Genomic DNA, 15,309 nt, shown 5'->3' on the forward strand with positions numbered 1-15,309 from the left:
TTTAGCATAACTAAGCTCTACAGCTTTTTGTTTAAATTCTTTGGTGTAAAAATTTCGTGCTTTTGACATTATTATTTTTTTAAAGTTTATAAATATATAAACTCCTTTCTTACTGTCCAGTCAAATATAGCAAGTCCAGTAAAACATGAGAGATACTCTCCAGTCCTGTGTAAACAGAATAATTAATGGTTGGTTTCCCAGTTACCCCTCTTTTGGTTGTTATTAAAATAACCCCATTAGAACCACGTGTACCATAAATAGCCACTGCAGATGCATCTTTTAAAATTTCTATAGATTTAATATCTCGGGTATTAATATCGTTCATCGAGCCATAAAATGGAGTTCCATCTACTACTATAAACGGACTCGTATTGGCGTTAATGGAGTTAACCCCTCTAATTTGTATGGAACCAGTACTTCCTGGAACCGAAGAACCTTCTGTAATATTAAGTCCTGCTGTTGTACCTTGGATAGCTTGAGTAACGTTAGTAACAGGAAGATTTTCAAGCCTATCTTCTGGAACCGAAGAAACAGATCCAGTTACATCGGAACGTTTTTGGGTTCCGTAACCTACTACAACTACTTCGTCTAATTGTGCTAAATCTTCCTCTAATGTTACATTTAAAGTTGTTTTTCCATTTACCGAAATAGATTGTGTTTTAAAACCTATGTAAGAAAATTCTAAAATTGCATCTGGTGCTACCCCACTCAATTCATAGAATCCATCAAAATCGGTTACAACTCCATTATTGGTTCCTTTTACTACCACACTAACCCCAGGCAATGGGGCATTATCGGTACCAGAAGTTACAGTTCCACTAATTGGAGTTTGCATTAGATTAGAATTCCTTTCTGCTGCTGTTATAGAGGTTATCCCTATTAGTAAATAGAGAAAACAGCAAAAGAAATAACTTTTGTTAGTTTTTTTTGTTTTCATTTCTTAGTTAGTTTATTAATAATTATTTAACGTTTATTCGATTATACCTCAAATTCAATCGATTGAATTTTTTAATATAACAGAAATTTAACATCGTAGGTTTTGTAAATGTATAATTTACTTTTAAAAAAACAATAGAAATAATTAAAAAAGTGTTATTTTAACATTTATAATGTGTACGAACCTTATTTATGATGAATAATTAATTCCTAATTATTGTTGTGCGATAAAGGTTAACGAAATTTATTGGACGCTACTTATATCTAGGTTTAAATGAGGTTTTCAAAATAGCCACTTGCTATTAATAAAAATGAATAAAAAGAAGATTGTAGGAATGTTATTTATTTAAACTACTTATTTTATGATAGTTAATATTTAGTCTTTGTTTTTTCTTACAGCAAAGCGTTCTTGTATTTCTTACGGACATTAATGACTCCTAATAGAAATGCTGCCTATTAGTTGTAATAGATGTTTTATTTTATACTGAAAGAAATAAGGTAATTTGCTGTAAGAAAGAATTATAGCTATTGGAAAGAAATACCTGAATATAAGGGTTTAAAATCAAGAAAAAGTGGTCGTTTAAAGAGTAATTTGTAGTTGTCGAACTTGTCGAAGGATTTTATTGAGAGTTAGTAGCTAAACTTCGACAAGCTCAGTTTGACAACAGGACAAGCCCAATTTGAAAACAAGACAAGCTCAGCTTACAAAAAGAAAAAATTAGTTTGAAAACAAGACAAGCTCAGTTTGACAACAGGACAAGCCCAATTTGAAAACAAAACAAGCTCAGCTTACAAAAAGAAAAATCAGTTTGAAAACAGGACAAGCCAAATTTAAAAACAAAACAAGCTCGGTTTGACAACAAGACAATCCCAGTTTTTGACGACAAAACATGCGCCTATAACAATATAAGTTAGATAACACATACAGCTTAGGTACTTTCTTATACAGCCATTTTTTTTAAGATAAAATTTTTGATACTCCTACAGACTAAGAAGTTCCATATATTTAGCATCATATTCTAAACTCTCTAATGAAGAGTTTGGATATTCTTCTTGTTCTACTATATAGTATTTAATATTACTTTTTAAGGCAGCGTTTAAAGTGTCTTTAATATTTACAGTACCTTTTCCTAAATCGTTTTGCAACGGTTTCCCGTCTTTGATTGTATAATCTTTAATGTGACATAATTCATAACGATCGCCATATTTTTTTAAATGATCTTCTGTATCTACACCCGCTACATCAATCCAACAAAGGTCTAATTCAAACATTACGTAGTTTGGATCTGTATTTTCAATTAGATAATCTTGAGGAAGTTTTCCTTCTAAAGGTTTGAACGAATAATCATGATTATGGTATCCAAATTTTAATCCAGCTTTACTAACCTCTTCCCCTACTTTATTAAGGTTATCTGCAACTTGCTTCCACTCATCCCAACTTTTTTGAGGACCAAGATATGGGCAAAGCATATATTTTAGACCAGCACCTTTGGCCATTTCTATATTCATTTTTAATGTATCTGAATTGTTAACCACATCAAGATAATTAAAATGGGTACTCACCATATCAACCCCAATATCTCCTAAAAAAACCTTCATTTCTTTTGGAGAAAGTCCCCATAAAAATCCTTTTTCTCCACTGTAACTTTCAAACTGTTTATACCCCATTTTTGCCAATTTGGTCATTACTCCTCTTGGGTCATCTGGCAATACATCTCTAACGCTATATAGCTGCACTCCAAATGGATTAATGGATTTATTATTTACAATACTTGCCATTAAATTTGAAGTGCTCAAGGTATATACCCCAGCTGTTACAAGTCCAGTTTGTTTGATAAATTTTCTTCTGTTCATAATTAATTATAATAGGATGGTTTACTCATTTGGATTAAATATAGTAAAACTTACTAAATTGATTTAAACGAAAACTAAATTTGTCTAAAAATACCCACCATACAACCATATTCATTTAAAAAAATAAAAATATATATCACAATAAACTAACTCAAGGTGAGCCTAGGAGGTATTCAAAGGAAAATAATTTAATCCATTTCGACGTAGAACTTTTCAAGATACTCAGGACAGGCTCTGGGAATAAAACCCACAATGCGGGATTAAAGCATATTCTTTAAACAACAAAAAAGCTGCCTAAATATCTAGACAGCCTTATTTTATTTATATAAATGATTTGATTATTTTTCGGAAACCCCAATAACATTAACTTCTTTCCCCGCTTTAAATTCGATTGTTTTTAAACGGTTATCTCCTGGAAGCTTAAATATAAGAGCTGGAGTTGTACTAAACGATTGTTCTTCGCCTTCTGTAATTTCATATTCAATAACAGCTCCAGAACCTATTCTTTCTGTATCCTCAATTTCTATAGTTGTTTTTTTATTGGTTTCTGGTAAAATAATAACCCCTACTCTATTCTTACTAAAATCAATTGGAGTTACTTTATTATTCATGGTTTTAGCTACCCCAAATTTTTGATTAAATTCTTTTTCATTGTCAATAGTATAAAATTGAATTACATTTGGTGTAATTTCTTTCTTTGGAAAATAATTTTCAACCACTTCTACTTCCATATTCTCTGGTTCTCCAACCCTAGTAAACTCACTTTCACTACTGTTTTTTTCTCCTTTTTTATCGCCACAAGCCACAATCATTGCTGTAGCAAATACAGCTAATACTATTTTTCTAATAATCATAATACTTTTCTTTATTATTTAATACGCTTTATATCAATTATTTACAAATAAATATACTGAATTTTATAGTTTTTAACCTTCATAAATTTATTTAGTTCTTATAAAATCAATACTAATGCCAAAACTATACATCTATTCTACCTCCTCTTATGACATATATCATATATATAATCATTGTATTAATTAGTTGAGGAAACTCCTTAAAATTTATCGACAATCAATATCCTTAAAAATTAATGAATAACAGTTTATAAATACTCTTAGAAAAAAATGAAGCTCTTAATATCCTATAAAAATCCAACCTATTATTGGTTCAGTATCGCTTCCTAAAGCTAAATTATAAAAATATACTCCTGGAGGCAGACGTTCGTTTTTATTAAGCATTCCATTTACATTAATAAATCCATCCCAGCTATTATCGTACGTTTTTTTATGATATACTAACGTCCCATATCTGTTATAAATTTTAAGTACATTTTCTGGATAGTTATCTATAGAATCAATTACAAAAGTATCGTTCATTCCATCATTATTGGGAGTAAAAATATCATGTACTATTATGCCTAACGGATTTACAGAAGCAGTTGAAACATTGTTTTGTATTTCAAAATCTTCTGGTTCTGAATAAACTAAGCTTACTTGGTTCAGATAATCGCCTTTATTAGCAACCTTCACTTTTATCTTTAAATTTTCTTGTGCCTTGGATGCTAATTTTGGGATACTCCAAATACCTTCTGCAACCTTATAAATTCCCGCACTAGATTGATGTTCTTGATAAATATAACCAGATGGTAATTCTTCCTTAACTATAACATTTATTGCTGGAATATTGGTTGTATTAAAAACTGAAATAGTAAAGTTTACAATAGTTTCATAAGGAACTTTTACTTTATCTACTTCTTTCTGTATTGCTATGTCTATACAGGCATCCATAAATACCTCAACAGCATAGCTAACTTCTGAACTCAGACTTGAAGCATAATACATTTTACCATCTTCCAAAAGTGTGGTTGCAGGTAAACTTACATTCCGCTCTTTAGTTGAATACCAAATCAAGTCATTTAATCCAATATCCAACTCCATAATAGTTGGTTTTGCCTTCTCACAAAAATGAAGCGCTGTAAACTCTTCTGAAGTTTTGCTATACCTAACTTCAATATTATTTGACAGCTCCGACCCACAGTTATAATCGTTATACGCTATAGCCTTATAAATCCCTTCTTTTGTTACTGAATAAACACTATTTGTTGCATTCTCAATAACTTCATTATTTCGTAACCATACATAATAAGTAGCGCCTTCTGAAAAAGCATTTAATTGCACAGATTCTCCAGGACTAATAGTTATTTGTTCATTTTCTGCTTGCGCATACGCTTTCTCAAAAAAACTTGCAATAACCACTAGCATCCCCAGATATATTCTGAAATAATATAACGAATAAGGAGTTTGCATAAATTAATTCATTGTAAAACAATAGCAAAATCAAATTTTAATTTATGGAACTCTCTTAATTGGTAATGTTACCAATTGAAATAGTTGGAGCTCCTGGAACAGCTGTTATAGTAATTTCAAATGGATCCCCTGTAGAATCTTTAATATTTCCAACATAGGTTATATAACTTCTTGTGCCATCATCTGTTTTTACCACATACTTAACTTCCACATAAAAAGTATAGGTTCCAGGGTCTGTTATAGAAATATTATAGTTATTTACAGCGGTTTCAAGATTAATTGGATTAGCTGTTCCTCCTTCTAAAACTGCATACCAATTATAGCTAACTTCAAAATTACTCCCTAAAGGATTGCTATACCCGTTTGTATTTGCACTATAATCTGCTGTAATATTGGTTACTGAAAGATTTGTAGGGGTGTCAAACACATTGTTTGCGCAATACTCTTGCGGATTATCATTTAAAGTTACAGTAGTAGTAATATCTAAAGGCGATAATACAAAAAGGATTAAATCCTGATATTCTTCGGATTGACAAATAACGGTTCCTCCTTCATTATTTACCAAACCATATACTCTATATTTATGATATCCAGGAGCAAGCTGTGCTAAAGATAAATTTGCAGTTGTTTGGCCAGATACTATATTCTCAGTCCCATTTTGCAATACTAAATACCATTGATAAGAGTTGAATACATTCCCATTTCCATCATCTAAACTAGCAGTTAGTGTAATTGAAGGGCCACTTGTAGCAGGGTTGTAAAATAATACAGCGTCATTAATAACTGTTACGGTGGTAGCATCACTATTAATTGTTCCAACATCCAGATGTGTAGGTGTTGAAATAGACGCTTGTGGATTTGGCGCAGTTTGCGCATAACTCTGAAATGAGGTTAATAACCCTATTCCCAAAAGAGTTGTAAATAAAATTTTGTTGAACGTTTTCATTTTTTTACATTTTAGATTAATGCTTAATTATTTAATTCTGATTTATATTGATTTCTATAGCTGGATTCCCTGGTTTTAAATATTTTGTTATCTGAATAAGAGTTCTAGATGATGAAAAATTGGTGGCAGTTTCAACAGCTACTACATAATAATTCCCACTCGTCAAATTTGCAGCGTTAAAAGAAATAACTTGACTAGTACTACTTCCTACAAGATTTCCACCTGTAAGAGAATCATATAATTTACAGGTATAGTTGGGTTGAAAATTATTTATTCCTACAGCTCCTATTTCTCCCTCACAAATAGCGATACTGGTATTTACAAGAATAGGAGGTGCTATGAAAAAAGCGTAATAAAGCCTAGCAGATATTGAAAATCGTGAAGAAGTACTTAACCTTAAACGCAAACCATCACTTTCTTCACTAGATCCAGGAATTGGTATTGAAACTTCTGTTGCGTTAGCGCCACCATTTGTGGTAATGAGGGCTGCCAATGGAGTACTTGTATAGGCGGTTCCTACTGTTCCATTAATCCCTCCATTGGTACGCTGAATAGCTATTTCGTCTGTCAGCTCTGAAAGCATTATAGTAGATCCAAACTTTATAATAATAGGAGAGGTAGGTCTTGGGCGAAGAACCCCCGTAAACTGAAGATTTTGTTGCGCAAAAAAAAGTCCACCAATGCCCACTCCAATATTTAGTGTAGAGTAGTTGGCGTAATCTGCATCTATTGCCCTGTTCTCATTACTTATACTCGCAGAAAGTGAATGGCTATTTTGTTGTGTAGTAGCATAAACCCTTTGCCCATATACGTTTGATGAATATATTACAAGCATCCAAATGAATAGTGTAATATACATTTGATGATAACGCAATAGATTATACAATGCGTTGACTATATATGTTCATAACCCGATTTTATATAATATTAATCTTCTTTTTATTAAAAAATTTAATCGTTTTTATATAATAATTCAGGTGTGGTTTATTACTTTGGTTCTGGCGACTAATTTAGTAAACAAAATCAATACTATCGTAAAAATTCGTAAGAATTTTACGATGGCTAGTTGTCTTTCAATTAAACCTATTTTTGGCGAATATACTTCATTACAAAAGAGATTCGACGTATTTTAGATTTTATATAATTAAAAAACGAGAAAGAAAATTGGGGAGTATGCAACATATTTATCAGAAGTTGTTCGAAAATATTCTTAAAAATAGAACTCCTAGTTTATACCTTATAAAGAATGAAAATGAAGTTCTGAAATTATTATAACATTCGTATTATTATCTAAAGCACATATGCATTTCACTCTTAGGATAAGTGATTAAAAAAAAGTGACTGTCATAAAAACATGCTTTTTTAGACAGTCACTTTCTATATTTTAGAGGATTTAAAAGTCTGGTTTATTCTCAACTATGATAAAATTGGACCTTCGGTTTAAGGAATGTTCTTCCTCACTGCAACTTACCCCATTTGAGCATTTATTTTTTAATTTACTCTCTCCAAACCCTCTAGCACCTTCAATTCTATTTGCTTCAATTCCGTTTGCAATAATGTAACGTTTTGTATGCTCTGCTCTAGAATTTGAAAGGCTCATATTATAACTATCGGAACCCCTAGAATCGGTGTGAGATTCTATCATGATATGAAGCGTTGGAAATTCTTTCATAACATATAACACTTTTTCTAGTGCTACTTGTGCTTGTGGGGTAATATCGGCTTTGTTATACTCAAAGAATATAGGATCTACATCTATTTTTAAATCGTTGCCCTCTTTAACCGTTAAACTTTTTAAAGAAGTTAGGTATACATCATTCCCTCTTAGCGCTACTTTAGGATCTTCTGTAGTCTTTGCATATATTTTTTCTGATGTATAATCTGGTTTAGAAAATGTTAACTGTTGTTCCATTTTAAATGGAAGTTCTAGTTCATAATATCCACTATCTCCTGTTTGTATAGTTTGTGTAACAGCATCATTAAGAATATCTTTAACTTCTACAGAAACTCCTTCAAGTGGCTCTTTTGTTTTTTCATCATATACATGCCCTGAAAAAGTTTGAAATAGTAAAGGTTCTTTTTTTCTGAAGTAATAAATATCATCATCTCCTTTTCCTAAACTTCTATTAGAAGCAAAATAACCTGTACGATTGGTAGGGTTATAAATCAAACTAAAATCGTCCATATTGCTGTTTAAACTCCCGCCTAAATTTAACGGAATCTCATAGCTGTTTTTTCCTTTAATCTTACTCTCAAAAATATCTAACCCTCCTAGCCCATAATGCGCATCTGATGAGAAATACAACGTACTATCTGTAACAAAAGGAAACATTTCTCTTCCTGGGGTATTAATAGTTGGCCCTAGGTTTATTGGAGTATTTGTTTTTCCATCTTCAAAAATTTCAGTGTAGTAAATATCAGACGCTCCATAACCACCAGGCATATCAGATACAAAATACAAATACTTCCCATCTGGAGAAATTGCAGGATGCCCACAAGAATATTTCATACTATTAAAGCTTAGCGTTTCAATATTGGTAATATTATCTCCATTAATATACCCTCTAACAATTTCAAAATTTGAAACTCCTTCTTTATTAGTTTTTAGCTTTTTATTAGCACTATAATTTCTAGTAAAATAAACAAACTTTCCATCTTTACTAAAACATGGTGTAGCATCATGGAAATTGGATTTTGATTTTAAACTGAACTTTTTTGCGTCTTTCAGTTCTCCATTTTCCTTGTTTTTTTCAGCAATATAAAGATCCAAATACGGCTGATTATTCCATGGATATAATTTATCCTTTGTAACACTTGTATCTCTGGTGGATGAGAAAACAATATAATCTTTATAATATATCGGAGCAAAATCTGACATCTTGGAGTTAATAGCCACATTCTGAATCTTGTAAAGAGAATCTGATACTTTTATTTCGTCAAGATTTCTTTTCTGAATGGTTATTGTTTCAATTCTACTGTAATCATCGGCATAATAATCTTGAATAAGACGGTTTGCTTTTTCATAATCTCTACTGGATTTTGCAGACTGTAGATACTTTATAAAAGTACTTTCCTTCATCCGTTCGTTATTTAAATTATAAAGTTTATCATACCATACATACGCATTTTGGTAGTCGGCAATATTAAAATAGCTATTTGCCAAGCGTTCCAATGCACCCGGATTTAAGGTAGTACTCCTGTCTATAATTTTTTTATATTGATTTGCTGCTGCTTCATAATGATATTCAGCATAAAGCTTGTCTGCTTTCCATGTATTATTCTGGGCATACATTCCAAAGGAAAGGAAAGCGATAAAGATTAGTATTTTTTTCATAATAGTAGTTGGTTTTGGTTAGAAAAATCTAGGTGATTTAGCTCTTCTATTCGAGTCTGGTAAGGTATATTTTAATATAATTTCGTGTGAACCATCATTATATTTATTAAGCTCTGTGGTTGCATAATCAAACGCATAGCCCGCAAAAAAGCTTCTTGATATCTGAAAACCAAGCATAGCACTCATTGAATCATTAAATCGATACGCTGCACCAACACTAAATTTATCTTGGATAAGCGCATTTAATGATAAATCTACTGTTATTGGAGTTCCTTCACTATATTTAAGCAATGTAGATGGTTTAAGTTTTACATCGCTACTTACCTGAAAAACATAACCTCCCATCAAATAAAACTGCGTTGTTTGGTCGATTACAAGTTCTTCATCGTCATTATATGTTTCGGTTTTTATAAAATTAGGAGTAGAAAGTCCCACATACCACTTATCACTATATAAATAAGCACCAGCTCCAATAATAGGTCTTATATTATTTACATTATTAGAAAGAATTGGATCTTGAGTATTGGCATATTTTCCTTCAGACCAATCCACGTTTAATATATCCAACCCAGCATTCATCCCAAAGGATAAACGAGCGTTGTAACTAATAGGAATATTATATGAAAATACTCCGTTTATATCCAGTTCGTTAGATGGTCCAATATTATCGTTAACCATAGTAAGTCCAACACCTATACGCTGTCCTACTTTTCCACCTACCGTTAAGGACTGTGTAGAAGGAGCTCCATCGAGCCCAACCCATTGAGAACGATGAAGTAACCCTACCTCTAGCCTATTATCGGCAACATAACCAGAGTTTAATACGAGCGTATTATACATATATTGCGTATACTGTGGTTGTTGCTGCGCAGTTGCTTTTTCCGTTATTAAAAAGCCTAAGAGCGTTATAAAAATTAATTTATATTGAATTGAATTTTTCATGAAATTTTGTTTTGAGGTTTTTGGTTTATTTTGCGATGTATAACCATCCTGATTTATCTTCTCCCAATTCATCTATTTTAAGGGAATAAAAGTATACCCCTGCAGGAAGTTTTTTACCCTTATCTACAGCACCGTTAACATTTGCGGTTCCATCCCAATTGTTTGAATATCCAACGGTTTCATAAACTTTGTTTCCGTTACGATTAAAAACTCTCAGTTCGTTAGTTGGGTATTTCTCAATACATTCTATTCTGAAATAATCGTTATAACCATCGTTATTAGGTGTAAATTCATTAAAAACAGTCAAACAACTCAGTTCGATAATTACTTCTGAAGTATTATTATCAGTATTATCATCTATAGGCGTAGTAGTTCTAATTGATGCTACATTGGAATGAACTCCAGTAGGAACTACTTCAACACTAAGTGTTAAGGTTGCTGTCTGGTTTGCCTCTAATAAATCTATTTCCCAAACCCCATTTGAAGGATTGTAGTAACCTCTATCTGTAGTATGAGTTTTATATATAAATCCTGAATTTATAGTTTCATCAATATTAACATTAGTAAATTCTGTTTCTCCATTATTAGTTATAAGAATGGTAAACTCTATGGTTTCTCCCACTAACGGATTTATATTGTTTACTGTTTTTAAAATGTTGATATCCGATACAGGAAGACTTTCTATGGTTAACTCATCCGTTGTTGCATCGCTTACTGAATTTCCTGAACTATTTGTAGCAGTAGCTTGCACATCATAAACTCCTTCGGCTAAAGCATTCTCATCTGGTACTTGTAACGTCCAGGTGTTGTCTCCATCATCAGTAAGATCACCATCGCCTTCTGTATAGGTATTCCCATCTAGAATTACTACTAAATCATCTGCAGAATCTGCGGTTCCAGTTATAGTTGGCGTAGGATTTGTAGTAGCTATTTCATCTACAGTTGGCTCAGTTGGAGTATCAAAATTTAATGTTAACTCATCTGTAGTTACATCATCTGCAGTATTTCCTACACCATCAGTAACAGTAGCTTGCACATCATAAACTCCTTCGGCTAAAGCATTCTCATCTGGCACTTGTAACGTCCAAGTATCATCTCCATTATCGGTAAGATTCCCATCGCCTTCTGTGTACGTATTTCCATCTAGAACAACTACTAAATCATCTGCAGAATCTGCGGTTCCAGTTATAATTGGCGTAGGATCTGTAGTAGTTATTTCATTTATAGTAGGGATATTAGGATCTTCATCGTTATTCCCAACTATGATAGATAACTCATTAGTAGTGGTATCTGTAGAAGATCCACCAGATGCATTCACTGCGGTAGCTATAACATTGTATACATTAGGAGTTAATACATTACTTGTTGGAATTTGTAAAGTCCATGTATCATCTCCATTATCTACTAAACTCCCTGCTCCTTCACTATATGTAAAACCATTTACAGTAACAGTAAGCTCATCTGCAGCGGTTGCAGTACCCGTAATTACTGGTGTCGTATCATCTGTAGTTAATTTATTCACCGTAGGAACAACAGGCACAACAATAGCTGTATCTATAGACAATTCATCTGTAGTTGCGTCTGTAGAGGTATTCCCTACATCATCTGAAGCCGTTGCCATAACATCATAAACTCCATCAGGTAGCTCATTTGCTTGCGGTATTTGAAGCGTCCAAGTATCATCTGTATCGTCTACCAAATCCCCATCGCCTTCCGTATAAACAATACCATTAACTTCCACAGTAAGATTATCTGAAGAATCTGCTGTACCAGTTATGGTTGGTGTGGAATCGTTTGTTGCCAATTCATTTACTGTAGGCATGGTAGGAAGTTCCGTATTAATAGTTAACTCGTCTGTAGTGGCATCAACAGAAGTATTTCCTGCTAAATCCATAACAGATGCTAACACATTATAAACTCCATCTGGAATTGAGTTTGCAGAAGGAATGGCAAGCGACCATAAGTTTGTACCGCTATCTCTCAGTCTACCATCGCCTTCCGTATACGTAATTCCATTAACAGTAACACTTAATTGATCTTGAGAATCTGCAGTACCCGTAATTGTTGGAGTAGAATCGTTGGTCATTAAAGTATTCACTGTTGGTACTGTAGGCACCATAGTGTCTATAGTTACTTCATTAATTGTTGTATCTGAATTTGTATTTCCAAATTGGTCTGTTACAACTGCTTCTACATCATAAAAACCATCTGGAAGGATATTTGCATCTGGAATTTGTAATGCCCATGTATCATCTCCATTATCGGTTAAATTTCCATCCCCTTCCGTATACGTAATTCCATTTATTTTTACAGTAAGCGCATCCCCAGAGCTTGCTGTACCTGTAATTATTGGAGTTGCATCTGCCGTCATTAATTTATCTACTGTTGGCACTGCTGGAAGACTTGTACTTATAGTTAATTCATCCACCGTAGCATCTGTGGCGGCATTTCCAACTTGATCTGTAGCGGTAGCAGCTACATCATACGTTCCATCTGGTAATGCATTCCCATCAGGGATTTGCAATGCCCAAGTGTCGTCTCCATTGTCGGTTAAATTTCCATCCCCTTCCGTATAAACAACTCCATTTACATCAATGGTTAAGTCGTCTTCCGAGCTTGCTGTACCAGTAATTAATGGGGTAGTATCATTTGTAGCTTGAGTAGCTACAGTTGGCGTTGCAGGTGGTGTTGTATCTATAGAAAGTTCGTTTATAGTACCATCATTAGCCGATAAAGCGCCATCGCTTACAACAGCTTTTACATCATACATTCCATCTGGGATTAAATTAGCATCTGGAATCTGTAATGCCCAAGTATCGTCTCCATTATCGGTTAAATCCACATCGGCTTCTAAATAAATAACCCCATTAACTTCCACCGATAAATCATAAATAGATTCTGCGGTTCCTGTTAGTATAGGAGTGGCATCATTAGTTGTTAAAAAGTCTACCGTTGGAGCATTTGGAGCTAAAGCATTTATAATTAACTCGTCTGTAGTAGCATCTGTAGCTATATTTCCTGCAAGATCTGTTGCAGTGGCAACTACATCATACGTTCCATCTGGAATGGCATTGGCAGCAGGAATTACAAGTGTCCATGTATCGTTTGCATTATCGGTAAGATTACCATCGCCTTCCGTATAAGTAATTCCATTTAGTAGAATAGTAAGCTCGTCTTCCGAGGTAGCAGTTCCAGAAATAGTAGGGGTACTACTATTAGTTGTTAATGGAGTTACTGTTGGTATCTCTGGAGCTGTTAAGTCTATAGTAAGTTCATTGGTAGTGGCATCATTAGCCATATTTCCTGCGGAATCTGTAGCAGTTACTACTACATCATAAATCCCTTCTGGTAAATCATTCCCAGCAGGAATTTGCAAAGACCAAGTATCATCGGTATTATCTACAAGATTCCCATCTGCTTCAGTATAAGTTACTCCATTAACTACAATACTTAAATCGTCGGAAGAATCTGCCGTACCCGTTATAATAGGAGTGGTATCATTTGTTTGTTGAGAATTAACCGTTGGTACTGTTGGTAATGTAATATCCAACGTATACGTTTCTGTATCGGTAGCATTACTTGTACATGTACCATTATCTGTTTCTACAAAAGCTTCAATGGTTAAATCTGCATCTGCAATTAGATCACTTCCATTTACAGGAATACTAAAACTCAAATCTGTTTCAAGATTTCCAGTGTATTCCATTTTATTAATAATAAGTGTTACCATGTCTCCAGCTTGTGCATCGCCTCCAGCATTTCCAGAAATAGGAATGGTGGTTTGAGACTCCGAAATATTAATTACATCATCGGCAGTAATATTAGCATCTAGTGTAATGGTAGGATTTAATGTATTAGTAATTACATTTACAGTTGCTGTAGCTAAATCGCCACTTGCATTACTACATCCAGTGTCTGGATCTGTAATACTTACAAAATAATCAATAGGAGTATCGGTAGCTGTTAGTCCTGCTATGGTGAGTTTTCCTTCATTATCTATTGAATAGGTTACAGTTCCTTGTGTTAAACCGTCTGTTATTTGTGCTGTTTTATTGGCATCAAAATACCAAGAATAAGTTCCATCAATACTACTAGCAGGAACTAAAATAACATTACTAGACTCACAAATATCATTTTCAGCGCCAACTATAGAAATAGCTGCAGCGGTAGGTCTTTCTATAGCTGTTACAGCTACAGCTACCCTAGCAGATTCAGTATCACAACCCGGTGTTGCTGCGGCTACATAAAAAGTTGTATCTTCTGTAATTGCTGGCGTTGTAAATGTCTCTCCAGAATTTACTGTGCCAAGTAGATTTCCATTTGATGGCGCATCATACCATCTCAACTCCAAATTATTTGGTGTTGTGTTTGCCAATAAATCTGTAGTACTTCCTGTACAAACCATTTTATCTAGAGAAGCCGCATCTATAGTTGGTAAAGCAGGTGCTCTTGTTACTCCATAAAGATTTAAACTTTGTGCTAGTTCAACGTTTAATAAAGAGGTATATCTAACCGTTACCCTATCTATTGGCACACCTGGACTAAATGGAATGGTTGAAGGAAGATTTTTATTTGCTTCAAGCTGAATTAAAGAGAGTAAATCAACATTTAATAAGCTTGAAAACGCAACATCTTGAACTACTTCTCCTTTATTACTAGCAATAATTCTAATGTTGTCTAAAGCCCCTACAGAAATAAGTGCCGGTGATAGTTGTAATTTTATGCTATAACTATCGGTACTATTTGAAGAACCTTCAAAGTAAATAGATTGTTGAATGGACGCTAAAACACCCAGAATTCCTAAGTTGAGTTCTGAATAGTTATCTGGATTATCATCAATAGCATTTCTTGGATTTACCACCCCTGCTTGTCCGAGATTTAATAGGTCTAATGTAATCCCGCTACCGTCAAACGAAGTAAAAGCAGCATCTCCACATACTGATGGGTTTGAAACGTAGTAGGTTTCAAACATTCTTAAACTTTTGGTATTT

General features: G+C 33.5%; 9 protein-coding genes. All 9 read right to left on the minus strand.

Going from position 1 to position 15,309, the window contains the following annotated elements; translation table 11 throughout:
• Window positions 1-109 precede the first annotated feature (109 nt).
• Window positions 110-937 carry a carboxypeptidase-like regulatory domain-containing protein gene (locus tag AC13CQ_RS03440; RefSeq protein ID WP_482882703.1) on the minus strand — a complete coding sequence of 276 codons (828 nt, stop codon included), beginning with the start codon at window positions 935-937 and terminating at the stop codon, window positions 110-112.
• Between the two features lie 980 nt (window positions 938-1,917).
• Window positions 1,918-2,790: a sugar phosphate isomerase/epimerase family protein gene (locus tag AC13CQ_RS03445; protein ID WP_456866667.1), complete on the minus strand. Its 873-nt coding sequence runs from the start codon at window positions 2,788-2,790 to the stop codon at window positions 1,918-1,920.
• A gap of 338 nt (window positions 2,791-3,128) precedes the next feature.
• Window positions 3,129-3,644, minus strand: coding sequence for a hypothetical protein (locus AC13CQ_RS03450; RefSeq protein WP_474507134.1), 516 nt, complete (start codon window positions 3,642-3,644; stop codon window positions 3,129-3,131).
• A 279-nt stretch (window positions 3,645-3,923) separates the two neighbouring features.
• The gene (locus AC13CQ_RS03455; protein WP_482882704.1) at window positions 3,924-5,096 is read right to left on the minus strand and encodes a T9SS type B sorting domain-containing protein; all 1,173 of its coding nucleotides are present in this window, start codon (window positions 5,094-5,096) and stop codon (window positions 3,924-3,926) included.
• 55 nt (window positions 5,097-5,151) lie between these two features.
• Complete coding sequence (locus tag AC13CQ_RS03460) at window positions 5,152-6,042, minus strand: hypothetical protein (protein WP_474507136.1); 891 nt, start codon at window positions 6,040-6,042, stop codon at window positions 5,152-5,154.
• Between the two features lie 31 nt (window positions 6,043-6,073).
• On the minus strand, window positions 6,074-6,877 hold the full coding sequence (locus tag AC13CQ_RS03465) for an immunoglobulin domain-containing protein (protein ID WP_482882705.1): 804 nt from the start codon (window positions 6,875-6,877) through the stop codon (window positions 6,074-6,076).
• Between the two features lie 558 nt (window positions 6,878-7,435).
• On the minus strand, window positions 7,436-9,376 hold the full coding sequence (locus AC13CQ_RS03470; protein ID WP_335588901.1) for an OmpA family protein: 1,941 nt from the start codon (window positions 9,374-9,376) through the stop codon (window positions 7,436-7,438).
• Between the two features lie 18 nt (window positions 9,377-9,394).
• Window positions 9,395-10,318: a PorP/SprF family type IX secretion system membrane protein gene (locus AC13CQ_RS03475; RefSeq protein ID WP_474507092.1), complete on the minus strand. Its 924-nt coding sequence runs from the start codon at window positions 10,316-10,318 to the stop codon at window positions 9,395-9,397.
• 25 nt (window positions 10,319-10,343) lie between these two features.
• Complete coding sequence (locus AC13CQ_RS03480) at window positions 10,344-15,290, minus strand: Ig-like domain-containing protein (protein WP_474507693.1); 4,947 nt, start codon at window positions 15,288-15,290, stop codon at window positions 10,344-10,346.
• Window positions 15,291-15,309 lie beyond the last annotated feature (19 nt).

Source organism: Galbibacter sp. L-19 (genome assembly GCF_056857615.1).